The following is a 17462-nucleotide window of genomic DNA, read 5'->3' as shown; positions in this document are numbered from 1 at the left end:
GACGGCAAATGAGAGGGGCTCATGTCATCGCTGGCGGGCACGGCCGGTCGCGCGTTGCCGCAGGTCGTTGAGGCGATCTACGATTCGATTGCCGACGTCGACCGCTGGCAGGCGACACTCGAGGCCATCTGCAACCTGGCGGAAGGCCAGCTTGCCATGCTCGCCGTCATCGACACGATCAGCAGCTCCGCGCGGTTTTCGGTGTCTTGCGGCGATCCCGCAGTTCTTGAGCCGTTGAAGCATGACTACGGCTCGCAAGTGCCGTTCTATGCGGCGGTTCCCAAGATGGAGATCGACGTGCCGTTCACCGTCGATTCGATCTACGCCCTGCAAGGCCCGGATACGCGACAGAGATGGCTCGAAAGCCGCATCGTGCGCGAATGGGTGCAACCCAACCGCCTGGACGATTTCTTCTGGGTGGCGTTGATGAAGCGGCCGACCCGGATCGGCACGTTGATGGTGGTTACCGACAAGGACAGGCGCCAGATTTCCCGCGAGGATATCGAGCTTGTCTGCCTGTTGGCACCGCATGTGCGGCGCGCGGTGACCATCGGCGACCTGTTCGAGGCCGAGCGGCGCAAGGCCGAAATCTTCCGCTCCATCATCGAAAGCCTCGACCATCCGGTGCTGATCGTCGCAGAAGACATGACCATCATCTTCGCCAACCCGTCAGCCGAAGCGCTGCTCGCCGAAAACATCTCGGTCGCTTGCGTGCGCGGACAGCTTTCGTTCACCTATGCCAACGCCAACGCCGCGATCGGCCGTGCCGTCCAGCTCGGCACGCGCGACGAATTCGCGCTCGGACCTTGCGGCATCAACATTCCCCTGGCCAGGACGGTCGTTCCGGCGGTGGCCCATGTCATGCCGCTGGCGCGGCGTGAAATCTCGGCGCGCATCTCGCAACGCGCCGCCGCAGCGATCTTCATCGCCGCGGCCGGTTCGACACCGACCCCGGCGCTGGACGCCATTGCGGCGCTGTTCGGATTGACCGCGGCAGAAAGGCGCGTCGCCGGTCACGTTGCCGCCGGCCTGACGCGAAAGGAAATCGCCGCGGCCGGCGGCGTCTCGGACGGCACCGTCAAGTCGCAGCTGGCGACGATCTTCGACAAGACCGGTACAGGCGATCAGCGCGAGCTCGAACTGTTGATGCGCGAATTGTCACCGCCGTTGCGCTCCAGTTGATTTTGCTCAGGTTCCCCGGAACCGGCAGCGGTCCAAAAGACTCGGCCGGCAAGTTTTTCAAGCCCTTGAGACCATCGTCCGCAAAATCTGCGAAACGAAACCGGCATCGTTGCAATTCGGCCAAAATCATGGTGCGGTCGTTCGCGGTCCAGAAACGCGGCACTATGCTCGGCTGGAATGAAAATGGTTTCTGGCGCGGATCTCGATCTTTGACACCGACATCTACCGAGCGGCTGCTCCCCTACCTCTTTCTGCTTGGGCTGATCGTAATCGCGGTCGCTTTCCGGCCACTGCTGCCCGTCGACGAAACGCGATATCTCAGCGTCACCTGGGAAATGTATCTGAGCGGACAGATCTTCGTCCCGACGATGAATTTCGCGCCCTATCTGCAGAAGCCGCCACTGCTGTTTTGGCTTATCGACCTTGTCTGGAATATTTTCGGCGCCAGCCGGCCGGCGGCGATGCTGGTCATCTTCGCCGCCTCCTCGCTCGTCATCTGGCTGACGACGGCGTTGGCAAAGACCCTGTTTCCGGGCCGCGACGACATCGCGCGGCGCATCCCCTGGCTGGTTGCCGGAAGCAGCGTGTTCGTCATCTATTCGACGCTGATCCTGTTCGACCTGTTGCTGACGGTCTTCGTGCTCGCCGCGCTGTTGTCGTTGATTGCCTTTGCACGCAGCGGCAACCGCTGGCAGGCCGTTCTGGCCGGGCTGTTCATCGGCATGGGCGTGCTGACGAAAGGCCCGGTGGTGCTGATCCATATCGGCGCGCCCATCCTGTTCTACCCGTTCTGGCGCGACCGGCGGGCGGGACTGACGACACCGAACTTCCTCGCTGGAGTGGGCCTGGCAGTGCTCGCCGCGCTGATTCCGGTGGCGATCTGGCTGGTGCCGGCGACCATCCTGACAAAAGGCAATTTCGTCTACGATCTCGTCTGGAACCAGTCGGCGGGACGTGTCACCGGCAATTTGCGCAATTCGCATGGCCGGCCGTTCTATTTCTATCTGCTGCTGCTGCCCGTCATGTTCATACCGTGGATCTTCATACCCGAGGTGTGGCGGTTGAAGCTGCGCACGCGGATACGCAGCCTGATCGACGCGAAGTCGCCGGATCTGCGCGCCTTGCGCCTGCTGTCATTCTCGTTCGTTGCCGTGTTTCTCGTGTTCAGCGCGATATCCGGCAAGCAGCCTCATTATGTCGTGCCGATGTTGCCGTTCGTGGTCATCCTGTTCGGCTATTTCATGGCGGAGATCCCGCTCGCCAGGCTGAAGAGCTCGGCCATCGTCATGCTTGTCATTTTCGGCATCGGCCACGCGGTGGCATCGGCAACCGCGTTCAAACGCTATGATCTGACGCCGCTCGCCAACTTCATCGACGAGCGAAAGGATGCGGACTGGGCCGTGGCTTTCGACTATCAAGGCGAAGTCGGCTTCCTGGCCCGGTTGCAAAAGCCATTCGAAAGCACCGACAAACCGGAAGAATGGCTTGGCTCGCATCCCAGCGGCTATGTCATCGACAAGGTTTCCAAGGATCCCGGCACTGCAGGGCAAATCGCGTTCCGGCTTCGCGTCGAACGCGGCTATCTCGTCGTGCTGAAGGGACAGCATTGACGATCGTCACCGGTATGCGAGTTCGTCCCCCGCGCGGGAGATGAAGGCGTTGCTGCTTCGTGGTTCCATCGCTCGATAGAACCGGGAGGTATTCATGCGCAAGCTCATCTCGACGACGCTTTTTGCCTTATCGCTCGCTGTGGCCGGCCTTGCCGCCGATCCGGCATGGAGCTTCAAATGTCAGTCCGGAACGATTGGGCAAGGCAGTTGCTCCTGCTCCGGGACCGCCGACTGCACCGATATGCGGCATTCCAAAATGTGCAAGGGCGACCTGAACTGCGGTTCGGGCAAATGCTCCTGCACGGCCGCATTGGTAGTCGACCCCGGCCCGAAAACCCCCAAGCCCAAGGTCGTCGCGCCGATGGCGACAACCAAAGGCGTCGTGAAGCAGTAGATATCCAATCCGAACGGACGGCGGCTCGACGTCGCTGGGCCGGCCCGATGTTTCGCAGTTCATCCCCCGTGCGGGCGATAAACCGCCATCGAACAAATGCTGCTGTCTAGCCGGAGGGTGGTTTCCAACGACAGAGCGAGGATACCATGTTGAAAGCCTGCACGATGCTGTTCTTCTGCCTGATGGCGGCCACCGCGGCCGCCCAGCCGCCGCCTTCGGGGCCGCCGGTTCCCAGTGCGGCACTTGCCTCATGCAACGCCACACAATCGAACAGGCCCTGCAAAGCCGAACTCGGCGTGTTCCTGATCACCAACACCGTCCGCAACCTGGCGCAAGCCAAGGTCGACGCCACCAACGCACAGCTGGCCGCCCAGGGACGATCGTCACGCGCATCGATCGAATCGCTGAAGCAATGGCGGCCGTCGCGCTTTGCGACGCAGATGCTGAACCAGCCGAACAGCTGGTTTGTCAAAGTTCCTTACATCCTGACCATCAAAGTCTCGATCCCGGTGACCTCCGACCGCCACATCGGCATTCCCATAGACGTCAACGTCTTCTGCAGCGGCTGGCAGACCGATTCCAGCCAGGTCATCATCCGCTCGCAACCCGGCCCGGCGAGCTTCGAGGGCGGCAACATCCTCGAAGACGTTTTCAACGTCGGCAATTACATCGACGCTCAGGTACGCAGCTCGTTTTCGGCACCTCTGCCGGTGACGACGCCGATTCCAAATTCGAAATGCTCGGCAATAGACGGCTCCGATGCCGGCACGCAGGCCACCGGCGATGATCTCATCTTCTGGACGGTTCCGCGGCGCAACCTGGTGGTGACGGACGCCATAGCCAAGCCGACGGTTGAAGTGACCTTCGACAGCCTCACACGCCTGCCAGCCCGCGACTTCCACAACAATGTCGTCTATGCGGAATCCGAGGCCATAAACCTCAACGTCTATGCCAATGATGATGGCCGTCAGAAGGCGCTGACGATGCGCGAAGGCGACGTGGCTGCGCTGAACCTTCCCGTAGTACGGCTGGACGCGCGAAAATACGATTCGCTGGTCGTCATCGGCAATGTCGACCAGCCGCCGAACGACCCCAGAGACAGCGCCTTCGCGGTAGCGGCCAAGACTGCGGGATTCGGTGCCGGTTCCAAGATCATGCAGATCCCGAAGTGGTATTCGAGGCCGCCGGACCAGTTCAATCACAAGCCTACATGGATCAGAGTTCCGGGCTATGAGCTGCACTATACGGTGCGCTATCTCAACAGCGGCGGGCTGGCCGTCGACGGTGGAGCCAGTACGGTCCGGCCTCCAAAAGTCGCCGTTCCGATAAAGACGCTCATCAAGCCGAAAACGCCCTGACGCGGCCGCTCGCGGATGACGGCGGCGGTTCAGACCGCTGCCGCCTTCCCCCGCGCGGCAGATGCGGCAGCGCCGGCATCATGGCCTGATCTTGCCGGAACAAACGCGCCGCTGCGCCACGAGCGAGCGGCGCCATCGATGGAGACAAACGATGCTGCACCTTCCTCACACCATGCCCGCCGTCAGGATCATTGCGGCAATCTCGCTGCTTGCCTTCCCGAACTTCCTGCCGCCGGTCACGAGCCCGGCGAACGCGCTGCCGGTCAGCCAATCCTGCAGGATCACCACCTATTACAAGACTGCGGCAAAGGCGACGGAGGTTGGCGTGCGCTCGACGTGCCAGGGCGTCAAAAAATGGGGTGTCACCTCGAAATATTGCGAGGTGGAAAAAATCGAAGCCGCCACGCCCCCGCACACGTCGGGTGGAGGCGGCAGCCTGCCGTGCGAGTTTCTCGCTGCCGGCTGCTCCAACCTGCCTGAGAAACGCAACTGAGCGTCAGGCGAACGAGCTATCCGAGTTGCTTCTCCAAAACCAGCGCCGGCAAGCCCGAGGCGCCGCCGCAATCGGCCGTGTTGCCGGCGGGCAAGAACCCTCGCGAGCGGTAAAAGGCGATGGCCGGAGCATTTGCTTCCTCGACCTCGACGCGCAGCGTCCGGACCTCCGGAAAGCTGGCCTCGATCTCGTCCAGCAGCGCCTGGCCGATGCCTTGCCTCTGCCAGGCCGGATGCACGTAAAGCTGGTTCAGCATGACGATCCTGGCATCCGTGGTGGCGGCCGCGAAAGCCATGCCGCCGATGCTTTTGCCGTCGTCGGCGACCAGGAACTCCGAGTTCGGCCGCGTCAGCCGTGCCTTGAGCGCGGCGATCGAATGCCATTCATCGGTGATTTCGGTAACCCGCGCCGCGCCATAGATGGCGTCATAGGTGGCATGCCACGTCTCGATCAGCAACGCGCGCACCGCCGCCAGATCGCGCTCGCCGGCGGTGCGGACGAACATCCTACTCGATCCCGAGCCTGGCCTTGACCAGCTCGTTGACCGCCTGCGGATTGGCCTTGCCGCCGGTCGCCTTCATCACCTGGCCGACGAACCAGCCGGCCATGGTCGGCTTGGCGCGCGCCTGTTCGACCTTGTCCGGGTTGGCCGCGATCACCTCGTCCACCGCCTTTTCGATGGCGCCGGTATCGGTGACCTGCTTCATGCCGCGGCTTTCGACCAGCTGACGCGGATCGCCGCCCTCGTTCCAGACGATCTCGAACAGATCCTTGGCGATCTTGCCGGAGATGGTGCCTTCCTTGATCAGGTCGATGACCGCGCCAAGCTGGTCGGGCGAAACAGGAGCGTTTTCAATATCCTTGCCGGCCTTGTTCAAGGCCCCCAGGAGGTCGTTGATGACCCAGTTGGCGGCGAGCTTGCCGTCGCGCCCGGCCGCCACCTTCTCGAAATAATCGGCAATCGCCTTTTCCGAAACCAGGATCGAGGCGTCGTAAGTCGACAGGCCGAGCGAGGTGATCAGCCGCGCTTTCTTGGCGTCGGGAAGTTCCGGCAGGTCCTTTGCCAGCGAGTCGACATAGGCCTGGTCGAATTCCAGCGGCAGAAGATCGGGATCGGGGAAATAGCGGTAGTCATGCGCTTCTTCCTTGGAGCGCATCGAGCGCGTCTCACCCTTATTGGGGTCGAACAGCCGCGTTTCCTGCTCGATCCTGCCGCCGTCCTCGAGGATGGCAATCTGGCGGCGCGCTTCATAGTCGATGGCCTGGCCGATGAAACGGATCGAGTTGACGTTCTTGATCTCGCAGCGCGTGCCGAATTCGCCGCCGGGCCGCCGCACCGAGACGTTGACGTCGGCGCGCAGCGAGCCTTCGTCCATATTGCCGTCGCACGTGCCGAGATAACGCACGATGGTGCGCAGCTTGGTGACATAGGCCTTGGCTTCATCGGCGGAGCGCATATCCGGCTTGGAGACGATCTCCATCAGCGCCACGCCGGAGCGGTTGAGATCGACATAAGACATCGTCGCATGCTGGTCGTGCATCGACTTGCCGGCATCCTGCTCCAGGTGCAGGCGCTCGATGCCGACCTCGATGTCCTCGAATTCGCCCTGCCGGTCCGGGCCGACCGAGACGATCACCTTGCCCTCGCCGACGATCGGCTGCTTGAACTGCGAGATCTGGTAGCCCTGCGGCAGGTCGGGATAGAAATAGTTTTTCCTGTCGAAGACCGATTTGTGGTTGATCTCGGCCTTCAGGCCCAGCCCGGTGCGGATCGCCTGCTTGACGCATTCCTCGTTGATGACCGGCAGCATGCCGGGCATCGCCGCGTCGACCAGGCTGACATTGGCGTTGGGCGCGGCGCCGAAAATGGTCGAGGCGCCGGAAAACAGCTTTGCCTGCGAGGTCACCTGCGCGTGGACCTCGAGGCCGATGATGATCTCCCAGTCGCCGGTGGCGCCGGGAACCAGGCGCTTGGCGTCGGGCGTGCGGGTATCGATGATGCTCATAAGGGCCTGCATATTGAAATTGCGGATATGCGAGAACGCATATTTTGATGTGCAACTTCGCTAGTGCAAACCGCCAAAAGAGACAAGCGCAAAGCCGCACGCGCCGACGCGGCACAGGCCCGCACCTGCCGCGACGAACTGCGATAGCAGCTTGAAAAATCGAACTGCCGGCAACCCGGCCGCCGTCACCTATGCCGTGGCGATATAGGCCCTGATCTCCTCGGCCTCGCGCTCGACATCCTCGATGCGGCGCTTGACCACGTCGCCGATCGACACGATGCCGTCGAGCAGCCCGTTCTTCTCCACCGGCAGATGGCGGAAGCGGCCCTTGGTCATGATCTCCATGACCTCGTTGACGGTGTGGTTCTCATTGCAGATCTTCACCTTGGGCGTCATCGCCGAGCGGACGGCAAGGTCGAGCGCCGCCGCCCCCTCCTTGGCGAGAACCCGCACCACATCGCGCTCGGAAAGAATGCCGACGATCTTGTGATCGCCGTTGGTGATGACCAGCGCGCCGATCCTGTGTTCGGAAAGCATGCGGATGGCTTCGCTGAGCTTTTCGTTCGGCCCGAGCGTCACCACGTCGTGGCCTTTTGCCTCGAGAATTGCCTTAACAGTCATGGCGTCCTCCTCTGCATTTCCTGCCGGCTCCTGCCCTGGCCGGCTTTCCCTGGGATGAACATCGTGCGCCGCGATCGGTTGCTTTTCAAGTGCGGCGGTCTCAGGTCTCCGGCTCGTCCGCCTGCCGGGGCACCTGCTCTCGCCGATCAAAAAACCGCAGGCCGAAGAAGCCGGCAAGAAAACCGCCAATATGGGCTTCCCAGGCGATCTGGCCGTCAATGCCAGGCGCCAGGCCGAAGAGGCCGGTCGCGAGGTTGATCACCATCCACATGGCGAGAAAGGTGACGACGCCGCGCGAGCGCAGCACCGCCGCCATCGGCAAAGGCCGGCCGGCGAAGGCGGCCTTGCCCGACGAGCGGTCGATGCGGAAGCCGTAGCGTGCCGCGGCGCCCATCATGCCGGAAATCGCGCCGGAGGCGCCGACCAGCGGGGCCTCGCCAAGCGGGTGCATGGCCCAGAACAGCGCCACCGCCGCCAGTCCGGTCGCGGCGAAGAACAGGCTGAAGCGCAGCGCGCCGAAGCGGTTGGCCAACGGTGAGCCGAAGGCCGCGAGCCACACCATGTTGATGGCAAGATGGGCAAAGCCGCCATGCAGGAAGGCATAGGTAAAAGGGCTCGAAAACGCGAAGAAATCCAGATCGAAGCGGCCGGAATAGCGGATCGGGACAAAGGCAGCCCGGACAAGCAGTTCGAAGTCCTGGTCGTCGGTCAGCCAATAGACCCGGATCAGATGGACCGCGACGCAGATGCCGATCACCGCCAGCACCACGGGCGGCAGGTTGAACACCGGTTCGCGGCGCTCCGGTTCGCGGGCGACAGGCCCGCTCTCGCCCTGCTCGATCTCCGGTGGGCTTTCTGGGTCGCTCATATGGCTTGCACTCAGTCGCTGGATTGGACTTGGCGAGCATGTAGATCACGGCCAACCGAATCACAAACGGCGAATCAGCAGCCCCGAATCAAAAAAAGAAGCCGTCCAAGGTTTCCCTTGAACGGCTGGTCGAGCCCCCTTGCTCCCCCTGAACTCTTGACTGAAGTGCTGCCGATCGTCGCAAAACGACCGCTTCTGGAGTGGTTTTGGTGTGCCACAGGGCTGGCAGGCGCGCAACGTAAACCAGTTGTTAACCTTAACCGCCCCGACCCGTGAACAAGTATTAACGATGCTGGCACGCATCCTGCTCCGCAACGCATGTAGGTCTTCGGAGGGCGCCCTTCTGTTCACCGATGGGACATCAGAAGACAGAATGCGCGGAGCAGCATTAGCATGAACCAGACCGGATCGATCACGCTGTTCCATTATTGGAACCGGTTGCGTGACGGACGCCCTGCCCCGAAACGCTCGGAAGTCGAACCGGCCGATATCAAGTCGCTGCTGGCCGACACGTTCATCCTGGAAAAGGACACGCGCGGCGAAGCGGTGTTCCGGCTGGCCGGCACCAGGCTCTGCGCGGTCTATGGCCGCGAACTCAAGGGGTTTTCATTCCCTTCACTGTGGCGCGAGAAGGACCAGCGACTGATTTCGAAGCTGACCGATGGCGTCTTCGACCTGAAATCGGTGATGCTCATCACCTATGAGGGTTTCAGCCGCAACGGCCGGTCCAACAGGTTCGAGCTGCTCGCGCTGCCGCTCGACGGCGGTGTCGAGAGCCCGCGCTGCCTCGGCGTGATAAGCGCCGTCGAAAAACCCTTCTGGCTGGGTGCCGACCCGGTTCTCGACGCCTTGATCGATTCGATCCGTGTCGTCGATCCCGACAAGGAGCCGATGTTCCTGAAGAACCGGCCGGCGATAGAGGTTCCCTCGCTCGCCCCATCGGAATTCGACCCGCCCGAGACGATTTCGGCGCTCGGCCAGGCTCGCCGCATCCGTCACCTGGTCGTCTTCGACGGCGGACGCGAGGAATGATGCCCAAAGCTTAAAGCAACAGCGCCGGGCTTTCCCCTTTGTTAACCTGCTTTGTTGTAGTTTTCCGCTGAAATTCCCCGCATCCATGCGCGGAATGCCGAACGGGGTATGGCAGTGATGAGGTCAGCGGCGGTCGACCATGCGCCGTCCCAAGCTGAAAGGCGTAACTTTCAGCGCGTCCGCGTGAAAATTTACGGACGCTTCATGCTGGAAGACCGCACCGAACATCCCTGCCAGGTGGTCGACATGTCGCCCGGCAACGTTGCGCTGCGCACCGAGCGCGCCGGCCTGGCTGGCGAAAAGGTCATTGCCTACATCGATCACATCGGCCGCATCGAAGGCGTCATCACCCGCACACTGCAGGATGGCTTTGCGATGACCGTCATCGCGTCGGAGCGCAAGAGGGACAAGCTCGCCGCGCAACTGACCTGGCTTGCCAACAAGCACGAGCTCGACCTGCCGGAAGACCGCCGCCATGAACGCGTCGCACCGCGCAACCCGACGAGCGTGCTGCAGCTTGCCGACGGACGCCAGTACCAGTGCCGCATCATCGACCTGTCGCTGTCGGGCGCGGCGATCGAGATCGACGTCAAGCCGGCCATCGGCGTCCAGGTGACGCTGGGCACCATGCGCGGCCAGATAGTGCGGCATTTCGAAGATGGCCTCGCCATCGAGTTCGCCGTCATCCAGCGGCCGGAAACGCTCGATACCGAATTCAGCTCATCGCGCGGCTGACGCGGAAGCGTTAGCACTATCGGGAAGAGATGCTGGCGATCCTTCGCGCCCCCCTCTGTCCCGCCATCCTGGCTGTTCGAACGGTGCGACGAAGCATGGGAACATGCCCGGCTGGAATCCTTAAACAATTCTATATTCAATTGCGTCAAATTTTATGTTTATTCTATTGGCGTTTTACTTAATGTCTACTTCGCACTTTTGCGTCAAATAAATCCAGTCGTGTCATTGTCTCCTCAAACGGGGAGACTGAATAATGAACAGGATGAGGGGCAAGCTGTTGCTGGCGGCAATAGCGATGCAGCTTTTCGGTTGGGGGACTGTAAACGCGGCGGAGCCGGCCTTCATGCACACCGGCGGCCGCACCACGCAGCCGGTCGGACACTACGAATTGTGCCAGCAGCTTCCGCAGGAATGCAATCAGAGGACGCCTGGCCGGGCACCCGTCGAGCTGACCCGCAAGCTGTGGGCAACGATCGTCAAGGTCAACAATTCGGTCAACAGCAGGGTCGCGCCGCGCACCGACATGGAAATGTGGGGCAAGGAGGAAGTCTGGTCCTTTCCCAATAGCGGCTTCGGCGACTGCGAGGACTATGCGCTGGAAAAGCGCCGCGAGCTGATGAGCATCGGCGTGCCGGCCGGCGATCTGCTGATGACGGTGGTGCGCCAGCGCAATGGCGACGGCCATGCGGTGCTGACCGTGCGCACCAGCCTTGGCGAGTTCATCCTCGACAATCTCCAGCCCAAGGTGCTGTCCTGGACCAATACCGGCTACACCTACCTGAAGCGCCAGTCCGAGCGGAATTCCGGCGCCTGGGTGACGATCAACGACGGCCGCTCCGACGCGGTCGCCAGCGTCCGCTGAGGACGCCAAGGCATGTCGCCCAAAAGCGCGTAGCGGTTTTGGGATAACGACATGCATAAAGCAGAGGTTAAGTGCGTCGCATGACTTCGCGCTTTAGGAGAAACCCGGTCGAGTCCCCACCCTCCCCGTCCCCAACGACCGGGTTTAAGGAGCCGGCCCCGTCCCCGGGCCGGCTCCACCATTTCCGGGCTTGCGATAGGCGGCCTTCACTGACTGGCGCTACACTTTCCTCAGCCCCGCCCTGAACCTCTTCCCGTTGGCCACATAATGCGCGGCCGAGGCGCGCAGCCTGGCGACTGCGGCCTCGTCGAGCATCCTGACGACGCGCGCGGGCGAGCCGACGATCAGCGAATTGTCGGGAAATTGCTTGCCTTCGGTGACCAGCGCACCGGCGCCGACCAGCGAGTTGTTGCCGATCTTCGCGCCGTTCAGCACGATGGCGCCCATGCCGATCAGGCTGTTGTCGCCGATGGTGCAGCCATGCAGCAAGGCGCGATGGCCGATCGTGCAGCGTTGGCCGACGGTCAGCGGAAAGCCGGCGTCGGTGTGCATGATTGTGTGCTCCTGCACATTTGTGTCGGCGCCGATGACGATCGGCTCATCGTCGCCGCGGACGACGACGCCGAACCAGAAGCCGGCATTGCGGCCAATGCTGATATTGCCGATCAGGGTGGCATCGGGCGCGATCCAGTTGCTGTCGGCGTCCTCGAAGGCGGGCGCTTTTCCGTCAATCGCGTAGATCGGCATTGCTGTCTCCAGATCGTCTCACACCGACAAGCTGCCAGACCCTAGAAGCGAAGCCGCCCAGGACGCAATGGCGATCACCACCATGCCCAGCGCCAGCGCCCAGATGGTCGCCGTACAGCCGCAGGAGATCAGCCCCAGCACCGAGATGCGACGCTCGCGCCAGGCGTCCAGCGCCTCGTTGGCGAACATCAGCGGCCCGGCGCAAGCCGTCGTGGCGAGCGAGCGCAGCATGTGCTTCGACGATACATAGGGCTGGACGAAGGCAAGCCTACGGCCGGCGATCAGCTCCATCACCGATCCGGTCAGGCCGCAAGCCGTCAGCCCAGCCATAAAACTGAATATGATTTGTTCGACCGGGCCCATCTTTACCCTCCGTTTACCATGAAATCGCACAGTCGCCCGCAAAGCTGCGAAGCAAGAGCCGTGCGCGCCGAGATGTGCCGTTCAGGTACACCCGATGGGACGGCAAATGAGGATCGCGATGAAGCAGGCAGCCGCCACAGAGGGCCCGCAACTCAGCGTCGTCGATTCGACGCTGATGAAGCGAGTGTTTTATGCGTTCGCGACGCTGGCGCTGCTTTCGGTGGCGATCAGCCTTGGCGGCAAATGGTTCGGCCGCTCGATTGCCATGGCCGGGTACACCGACGACACCACGGTCCACAAGGTCGTCATCGGCAACAACGTCATCGCCGTGCCGGCCAATGTCATCCGCTTTGCCCAGGCCCGGCGCGACGGCATCGCCTCGCGACTCGACCTCTATCTGCGCTATCCCGAGATGGACGGCTACAGCGAGGCTGCCCGCAACGACTTCAACCACACCGGACCCAGCAAGGACATCGTCTTCCTGTCGTTCGAGCCGCAGATGATGTCGCGCGACATGAGCGGCCGCTTCGCGCCGATCTACAGCGCGCTGATCGCCAAGCCGGGTACGCCCGGCCCTGGCGGCACCACGCTTTACGCCTTCAGCGAAAAATCAGGCTATCTGAACGAAGTGCTGGCGGTCGCCGATCGCCCCGGCAAGGATCCGTTCGTCGCACGCTGCCTGAGCGGCCCGAGCTCGGACGAATCGCTGGCGCCCTGCGAACGCGACATCCTGGTCGGCGACAATCTCAGCCTTACCTACCGCTTCCCCCGGGAATTCCTGGGCGACTGGCAGGGGCTCGACGCGGCGATTTCGGGCGAGGCGGCACGTGTGCTGAAGACCGGGCGGTAAGCAACGAAACGAGCCGTTCCGTAGCGATCCTTCGCGCCCCTCTCTGTCCTACCGGACATCTCCCCCACGAGGGGGGAGATCGGCCGTCATCTTGGCTTTCGCCAGTCTCCAATGTTGCAGGAAGAGTGCAGCGCCGAGGCTGCCAATCTCCCCCCAGGTGGGGGAGATGGGCGGCAGGCCAGAGGAGGGCGCTGTCCCGCCGCCGTCCTGCAAGGTTCCGTACCGCCGCAGCGCTTGAGGGGTAGCGGCCAGCTAAACTCCCAACTCAGGCCAGATCGATGTCGAGGATCGCCATCGAGAAATTATAATCGCCGTCGTCCTCGTCCTTGAAGACGATGCCAAGGAACTCGTCGCCGACATAGACCTCGGCCGAATCTTCCTTGCGCGGCCGCGCCTTCACTTCGAGTTTGGGGTTCTGGAAGGTGCGCTTGAAATAGGCGTCCAGCTTTCTGATTTCGTCCGGCTTCAACAGTCTTCTCCGATCGTCGGCTTCTTCGTTTGAGCGCGCTTCTGGCACGTCGACAATGGCCATGTAAAGGCAAGCCGGCGAGAGAACACGGGCAATCGCCTCAGGTTTGCGCTGCCCCTCATCGCCCTGCCGGGCACTTCTCCCCGTATAGTGACGGGGAGAAGGCCGCCTTCGCAAAAAATTTCGCCAATCTCCAGCGTTACAGAAACAGTGCCGAGGCCGCAGTCAGCCCCTTCTCCCCGTCACTATACGGGGAGAAGATGCCGGCAGGCAGATGAGGGGCAGCGCCGACATTGATAGTTGGTCCGACGCGACAAGCCCCTGCCCGAGCACTCAGATGTCGAAGCTGACGACGTGGTCCATCGTCTGCGATGGCAACAGCTGGTCCATCTGCCGCGAAGGCTGGTCGCAGCCGGTCTCGCCGACGACGCGGGCCGGCACGCCGGCAACCGTCTTGTTGTGCGGTACCGGCGACAGCACCACCGAGCCGGCCGCGATCTTCGAGCAATGGCCGATCTCGATGTTGCCGAGGATCTTGGCGCCGGCGCCGATCAGCACGCCGTAGCGGATCTTGGGATGGCGGTCGCCGCCGGCCTTGCCGGTGCCGCCCAGCGTCACGCCGTGCAGGATCGACACGTCGTCCTCGATCACCGCCGTCTGGCCGACGACGAGGCCGGTGGCGTGGTCGAGGAAGATGCCCTTGCCGATGCGGGCAGCCGGATTGATGTCGGTCTGGAACACCGAGGACGACCGGCTCTGCAGATACAGCGCGAAGTCCTGGCGGCCCTGGTTCCACAGCCAATGCGCCAGCCGGTGCGTCTGGATGGCGTGAAAACCCTTGAAGTAGAGCACCGGCATGATGAAGCGGTCGCATGCCGGATCACGGTCGTAATAGGCCTGGATATCGACGCGCACCGTCGTCGACCAGTCCTTGTCGTCGGCCGCCATCGCCTTGAACGTCTGGCGGATGAGGTCGGAGCCGATGTCCTGATGGGCGAGGCGCTCGGCCAGCCGGTGAATGACCGCTTCTTCCAGGTTTTCCTGATTGAGGATGGTCGAATAGAGGAACGCCGCCAGCAGCGGATCGCGGTTGACCGCTTCCATCGCTTCGTCGCGGATCGAACGCCAGATCGGATCTACCGGCTGCACCCTGGTGGGACGGGAAATCGTAACGCTGTTCATCTGATGTCTCCGGCCATCCAATGTCTCGGCCATCCAATGTCTCGGTTGGCGGCTTGCCTATTCTCCGGCCGCACCTATAAGCCAGATCATAGCACGGGTGAACTCAATTTTCCTTAGTGCTTCGTGAAATGGATTTGGTTGGCGGAATTTCAAGCAGCCATGGAAAACGCAACCTTGATGGACGAGACCCTGAAGCGCGAGCTTTCCGCGCTCTATGAGGCCGAAGATCGCCACTACCACGACCTTGGCCACATCGAGGCGACGCTGGCGCTGGCCAATGATTACAAGGCGTTGTTGCATGATCCTGAAGCAGTCGAGGCAGCGATCTGGTTCCACGACGCGATCTACGACAGCCGCGCCAAGGACAATGAGGCGAGGAGTGCCGCACTTGCCGAGGAAAAGCTCGCCGGCCGCGCCGATGCACAACGCATCGGTCGCATCGCGGCGATGATCACTGCCACTGCCGGCCACGAATTGCCGCCCCTTGGCGACCAGCATTCGGTTCGTGACGCGGCGCTGTTCCTCGACATGGACCTGGCGATCCTGGGTGCTGCGCCCGACGTGTTCGACGCTTATGAACAGGCGGTCCGCCGCGAATATAAGTGGGTCGATGAGCCGATGTGGCGGGCCGGCCGTGCCGCAGTCCTGAATGGCTTCCTCGCCCGCCCGCATGTCTTCCACAGCAAGGAGTTCCGCCGGCGCTTCGAAACCCAGGCCCGGCATAACATGGCGCGCTCGCTCAGGGCGCTGGGGCACAGCCCGCGCCGATCGTAGCCCGACGCGTCGGCCACTTGCGTCCGGAAGATTTGCCCGAAATCACGTAAACGCGCCTATGGTCGATGCCATGGCCCACAGCATAAACACCCCGGCGGCAAGCGACGCGCCGTTGACCACGATGCCAGCCAGGCCGAGCAAACGATTGTCGTTTGGACGACCCAGCGCCATCAGCCCGAAGACCGCGCCGGTAAGATGCGCCAATGGCCCGACCAGGAAAAATACCGCCATGAAGAAGCCTGTCACACTGTGCTGGATAAGCACGGACGCGTCGCTCGGCATTGCCATCAACGCGGTGATCGCCATCGCGCCTGCCACCAATGCAGCCAGCGCTAGAACAACGGACCATTCGCCGAACCTGCTTTTCGCAACGACGCCCAGCAAAGCGGCGTCGCTTCTTCCCCATTGTGCCATCGTACCCTCTGCCCCTCGTTCAGCGCGTGGCGGGTTTGAACCGATCCACGCGTGACGCTTAGTTACCCCCGTAGAGTTGCAAAACCGCTAAGAACCCCAGCTTCAGGCCCAATGGCCGCTTTTGGGGAGCCATCCGTCAAAACCGATGCTCGGCATAAAACTCCAGCACGCGCTGCTTGAAGGTCTTGTCGCCGACCGCCAGCATATGGTCGCGGCCTTCGATGTGAAAAGCCCTGGCGTTGGGCATCAAAGCGGCGAGTTCATCCGGCGAGCCGCCGATGTCGTCCTTGGTTCCCACCGCAATCAAGGTCGGCTGGGCAATGCGGGCAATGTCGGCCTCGCTCAGCAATTCGCGTGAGGTGGCGATGCAGGCGGCGAGCGCCCGGCGATCGCTGCGGGTCTGATCGGCGAAGGCGCGGAACGAGCGGCCGCGCGGATCGCTGGTGCCTGCCGGATCGTCGGCCAGAAGGGCGTCGGCTATCGGATCCCAGTCGCCGACGCCGTCGACCATGCCGACGCCGAGACCGCCGAAGACCAGCGTCGCCACCTTCTCCGGGTCGGAGAGCGCCAGGAAGGCCGATATGCGCGCGCCCATCGAATAACCCATGACATGAGCGCGTTCGATGCCGAGATGGTTCAAAAGCGCTGCCGCGTCCGACGCCATTTTTGCCGGCGTGTAGTCGGCTTCGTCATAGCTCTTCGACGACGACCCATGGCCGCGATTGTCAAAGGCGATGGCACGGTAGCCGGCGTCGTTCAGCGCCTTGAACCAGCCGGGCGACACCCAGTTGACGTAATGGCTCGAGGCAAAGCCGTGGATCATCAGCACCGGATCGCCCTGCCCCGATGCCGGCTGGCGGTCAAGGAAAGCAAGGTCGAAACCGTCATGGGAGAAGAACTGCATCGGCCGAAGATCCTGCCCGCTCAGTCGGAATCGACACTCGGCGCATCGCCCTTGTCGGGCGGCGGCATGGCCGGCCCCGGCGCCGTGCCGATGGCCGGATGGCGCAGCAGGTCGCCGTCCTCAATGCCCTTTTTGGCGGCGGTGCCTGCCTTGAGCTCGAGTACGAAGCGCACCGGCTCGTCCGGCGAGATGATCGCCTCCGACTGCGGCTCGCCTTGCCTGATCGCCCGGATCCGGCCGTCCTGGCCGACGAAGACCAAGTCGAGCGGCATCGGCGTATTCTTCATCCAGAAGCTCACATCCTGCGGCGCACCGAACACGAACAGCATGCCGTGATTGTCGGCCATGTGGTGGCGGAACATCAGGCCGGCCTCGCGCTCGGCGGGCGTGTCGGCGATTTCGACCGAAAAAGAACGCTCGCCGGCCTTCGTCACCGCGACCAGCGGCGCCGGGTCGACGGGAAGGATCATCGCCTTGCCGTCGGCGGAACTCGGTTGCTGAAAATAGAAGAACGCACTTGCGGCGACGATGAGGAAAATCCCGGCGCAGAGCGCGCCCGCCGTCAGCCGGTTCCTGTGAGCCATATGAAATCCTCGGC

General features: G+C 62.6%; 21 protein-coding genes. 10 read left to right on the top strand and 11 right to left on the bottom strand.

Annotated elements, in window-relative coordinates; genetic code table 11:
• Positions 1-21 precede the first annotated feature (21 nt).
• From NKJ73_RS20745 to NKJ73_RS20725, 5 genes are all read left to right on the top strand, one after another.
• Positions 22-1182, top strand: coding sequence for a helix-turn-helix transcriptional regulator (locus NKJ73_RS20745; RefSeq protein ID WP_352570906.1), 1161 nt, complete (start codon positions 22-24; stop codon positions 1180-1182).
• A 209-nt stretch (positions 1183-1391) separates the two neighbouring features.
• Entirely contained in the window at positions 1392-2792 is a 1401-nt protein-coding gene (locus NKJ73_RS20740; protein WP_352570905.1) for an ArnT family glycosyltransferase, read from the top strand.
• 94 nt (positions 2793-2886) lie between these two features.
• Positions 2887-3186: a hypothetical protein gene (locus NKJ73_RS20735; RefSeq protein WP_352570904.1), complete on the top strand. Its 300-nt coding sequence runs from the start codon at positions 2887-2889 to the stop codon at positions 3184-3186.
• A 149-nt stretch (positions 3187-3335) separates the two neighbouring features.
• Entirely contained in the window at positions 3336-4544 is a 1209-nt protein-coding gene (locus NKJ73_RS20730) for a hypothetical protein (RefSeq protein WP_352570903.1), read from the top strand.
• A 151-nt stretch (positions 4545-4695) separates the two neighbouring features.
• Entirely contained in the window at positions 4696-5037 is a 342-nt protein-coding gene (locus tag NKJ73_RS20725; protein WP_352570902.1) for a hypothetical protein, read from the top strand.
• Positions 5038-5053: 16 nt separating this feature from the next.
• Here NKJ73_RS20725 and NKJ73_RS20720 read toward each other — a convergent pair whose 3' ends face one another.
• The 4 genes from NKJ73_RS20720 to NKJ73_RS20705 form a co-directional block, all read right to left on the bottom strand.
• A complete protein-coding gene (locus NKJ73_RS20720) occupies positions 5054-5542 on the bottom strand; it encodes a GNAT family N-acetyltransferase (RefSeq protein ID WP_023674812.1) in 489 nt (162 codons plus the stop codon).
• A gap of 1 nt (position 5543) precedes the next feature.
• Complete coding sequence (gatB, locus tag NKJ73_RS20715; RefSeq protein WP_352570901.1) at positions 5544-7043, bottom strand: Asp-tRNA(Asn)/Glu-tRNA(Gln) amidotransferase subunit GatB; 1500 nt, start codon at positions 7041-7043, stop codon at positions 5544-5546.
• 189 nt (positions 7044-7232) lie between these two features.
• On the bottom strand, positions 7233-7664 hold the full coding sequence (locus NKJ73_RS20710) for a CBS domain-containing protein (RefSeq protein WP_023674810.1): 432 nt from the start codon (positions 7662-7664) through the stop codon (positions 7233-7235).
• A 100-nt stretch (positions 7665-7764) separates the two neighbouring features.
• Positions 7765-8532: a rhomboid family intramembrane serine protease gene (locus tag NKJ73_RS20705; protein WP_352570900.1), complete on the bottom strand. Its 768-nt coding sequence runs from the start codon at positions 8530-8532 to the stop codon at positions 7765-7767.
• Positions 8533-8925: 393 nt separating this feature from the next.
• Here NKJ73_RS20705 and NKJ73_RS20700 point away from each other — a divergent pair, with 393 nt between their 5' ends.
• The 3 genes from NKJ73_RS20700 to NKJ73_RS20690 all read left to right on the top strand — a co-directional run bounded on the left by NKJ73_RS20700 (position 8926) and on the right by NKJ73_RS20690 (position 11161).
• On the top strand, positions 8926-9564 hold the full coding sequence (locus tag NKJ73_RS20700) for a PAS domain-containing protein (protein WP_352492545.1): 639 nt from the start codon (positions 8926-8928) through the stop codon (positions 9562-9564).
• Positions 9565-9681: 117 nt separating this feature from the next.
• Complete coding sequence (locus tag NKJ73_RS20695; RefSeq protein WP_352570899.1) at positions 9682-10299, top strand: PilZ domain-containing protein; 618 nt, start codon at positions 9682-9684, stop codon at positions 10297-10299.
• Positions 10300-10561: 262 nt separating this feature from the next.
• Positions 10562-11161: a transglutaminase-like cysteine peptidase gene (locus NKJ73_RS20690; protein ID WP_198023528.1), complete on the top strand. Its 600-nt coding sequence runs from the start codon at positions 10562-10564 to the stop codon at positions 11159-11161.
• Positions 11162-11380: 219 nt separating this feature from the next.
• Here NKJ73_RS20690 and NKJ73_RS20685 read toward each other — a convergent pair whose 3' ends face one another.
• On the bottom strand, positions 11381-11908 hold the full coding sequence (locus NKJ73_RS20685; RefSeq protein WP_352570898.1) for a gamma carbonic anhydrase family protein: 528 nt from the start codon (positions 11906-11908) through the stop codon (positions 11381-11383).
• An 18-nt stretch (positions 11909-11926) separates the two neighbouring features.
• The gene (locus NKJ73_RS20680) at positions 11927-12271 is read right to left on the bottom strand and encodes a DUF6949 family protein (RefSeq protein ID WP_352570897.1); all 345 of its coding nucleotides are present in this window, start codon (positions 12269-12271) and stop codon (positions 11927-11929) included.
• A gap of 118 nt (positions 12272-12389) precedes the next feature.
• On the opposite strand from NKJ73_RS20680, the gene NKJ73_RS20675 reads away from it, so the two are divergent.
• Positions 12390-13121, top strand: coding sequence for a hypothetical protein (locus tag NKJ73_RS20675; protein ID WP_352570896.1), 732 nt, complete (start codon positions 12390-12392; stop codon positions 13119-13121).
• A 265-nt stretch (positions 13122-13386) separates the two neighbouring features.
• Here the strand turns inward: NKJ73_RS20675 and NKJ73_RS20670 are convergent, their stop codons facing one another.
• Together NKJ73_RS20670 and cysE are read right to left on the bottom strand one after the other, a co-directional pair.
• Entirely contained in the window at positions 13387-13590 is a 204-nt protein-coding gene (locus tag NKJ73_RS20670; protein ID WP_023674799.1) for a DUF3126 family protein, read from the bottom strand.
• A 333-nt stretch (positions 13591-13923) separates the two neighbouring features.
• On the bottom strand, positions 13924-14772 hold the full coding sequence (gene cysE, locus NKJ73_RS20665; protein ID WP_023717455.1) for a serine O-acetyltransferase: 849 nt from the start codon (positions 14770-14772) through the stop codon (positions 13924-13926).
• 159 nt (positions 14773-14931) lie between these two features.
• Between cysE and NKJ73_RS20660 the strand changes: the two genes are divergently transcribed.
• On the top strand, positions 14932-15546 hold the full coding sequence (locus NKJ73_RS20660) for an HD domain-containing protein (protein WP_352570894.1): 615 nt from the start codon (positions 14932-14934) through the stop codon (positions 15544-15546).
• A 42-nt stretch (positions 15547-15588) separates the two neighbouring features.
• Here NKJ73_RS20660 and NKJ73_RS20655 read toward each other — a convergent pair whose 3' ends face one another.
• The 3 genes from NKJ73_RS20655 to NKJ73_RS20645 all read right to left on the bottom strand — a co-directional run bounded on the left by NKJ73_RS20655 (position 15589) and on the right by NKJ73_RS20645 (position 17448).
• Positions 15589-15930, bottom strand: coding sequence for a hypothetical protein (locus NKJ73_RS20655; RefSeq protein ID WP_352501630.1), 342 nt, complete (start codon positions 15928-15930; stop codon positions 15589-15591).
• Between the two features lie 166 nt (positions 15931-16096).
• Positions 16097-16864, bottom strand: a complete 768-nt coding sequence (locus NKJ73_RS20650) for an alpha/beta fold hydrolase (RefSeq protein ID WP_352570892.1) — start codon at positions 16862-16864, stop codon at positions 16097-16099.
• A gap of 20 nt (positions 16865-16884) precedes the next feature.
• Complete coding sequence (locus NKJ73_RS20645) at positions 16885-17448, bottom strand: DUF192 domain-containing protein (RefSeq protein ID WP_352570891.1); 564 nt, start codon at positions 17446-17448, stop codon at positions 16885-16887.
• Positions 17449-17462 lie beyond the last annotated feature (14 nt).

Origin of the sequence: Mesorhizobium sp. M0074 (assembly GCF_040322975.1) — a bacterium.
In the GTDB taxonomy this organism is placed as follows: domain Bacteria; phylum Pseudomonadota; class Alphaproteobacteria; order Rhizobiales; family Rhizobiaceae; genus Mesorhizobium.
Note: the sequence above shows the minus strand (reverse complement) of the source record. Positions and strands in the feature narration are given on the sequence as shown.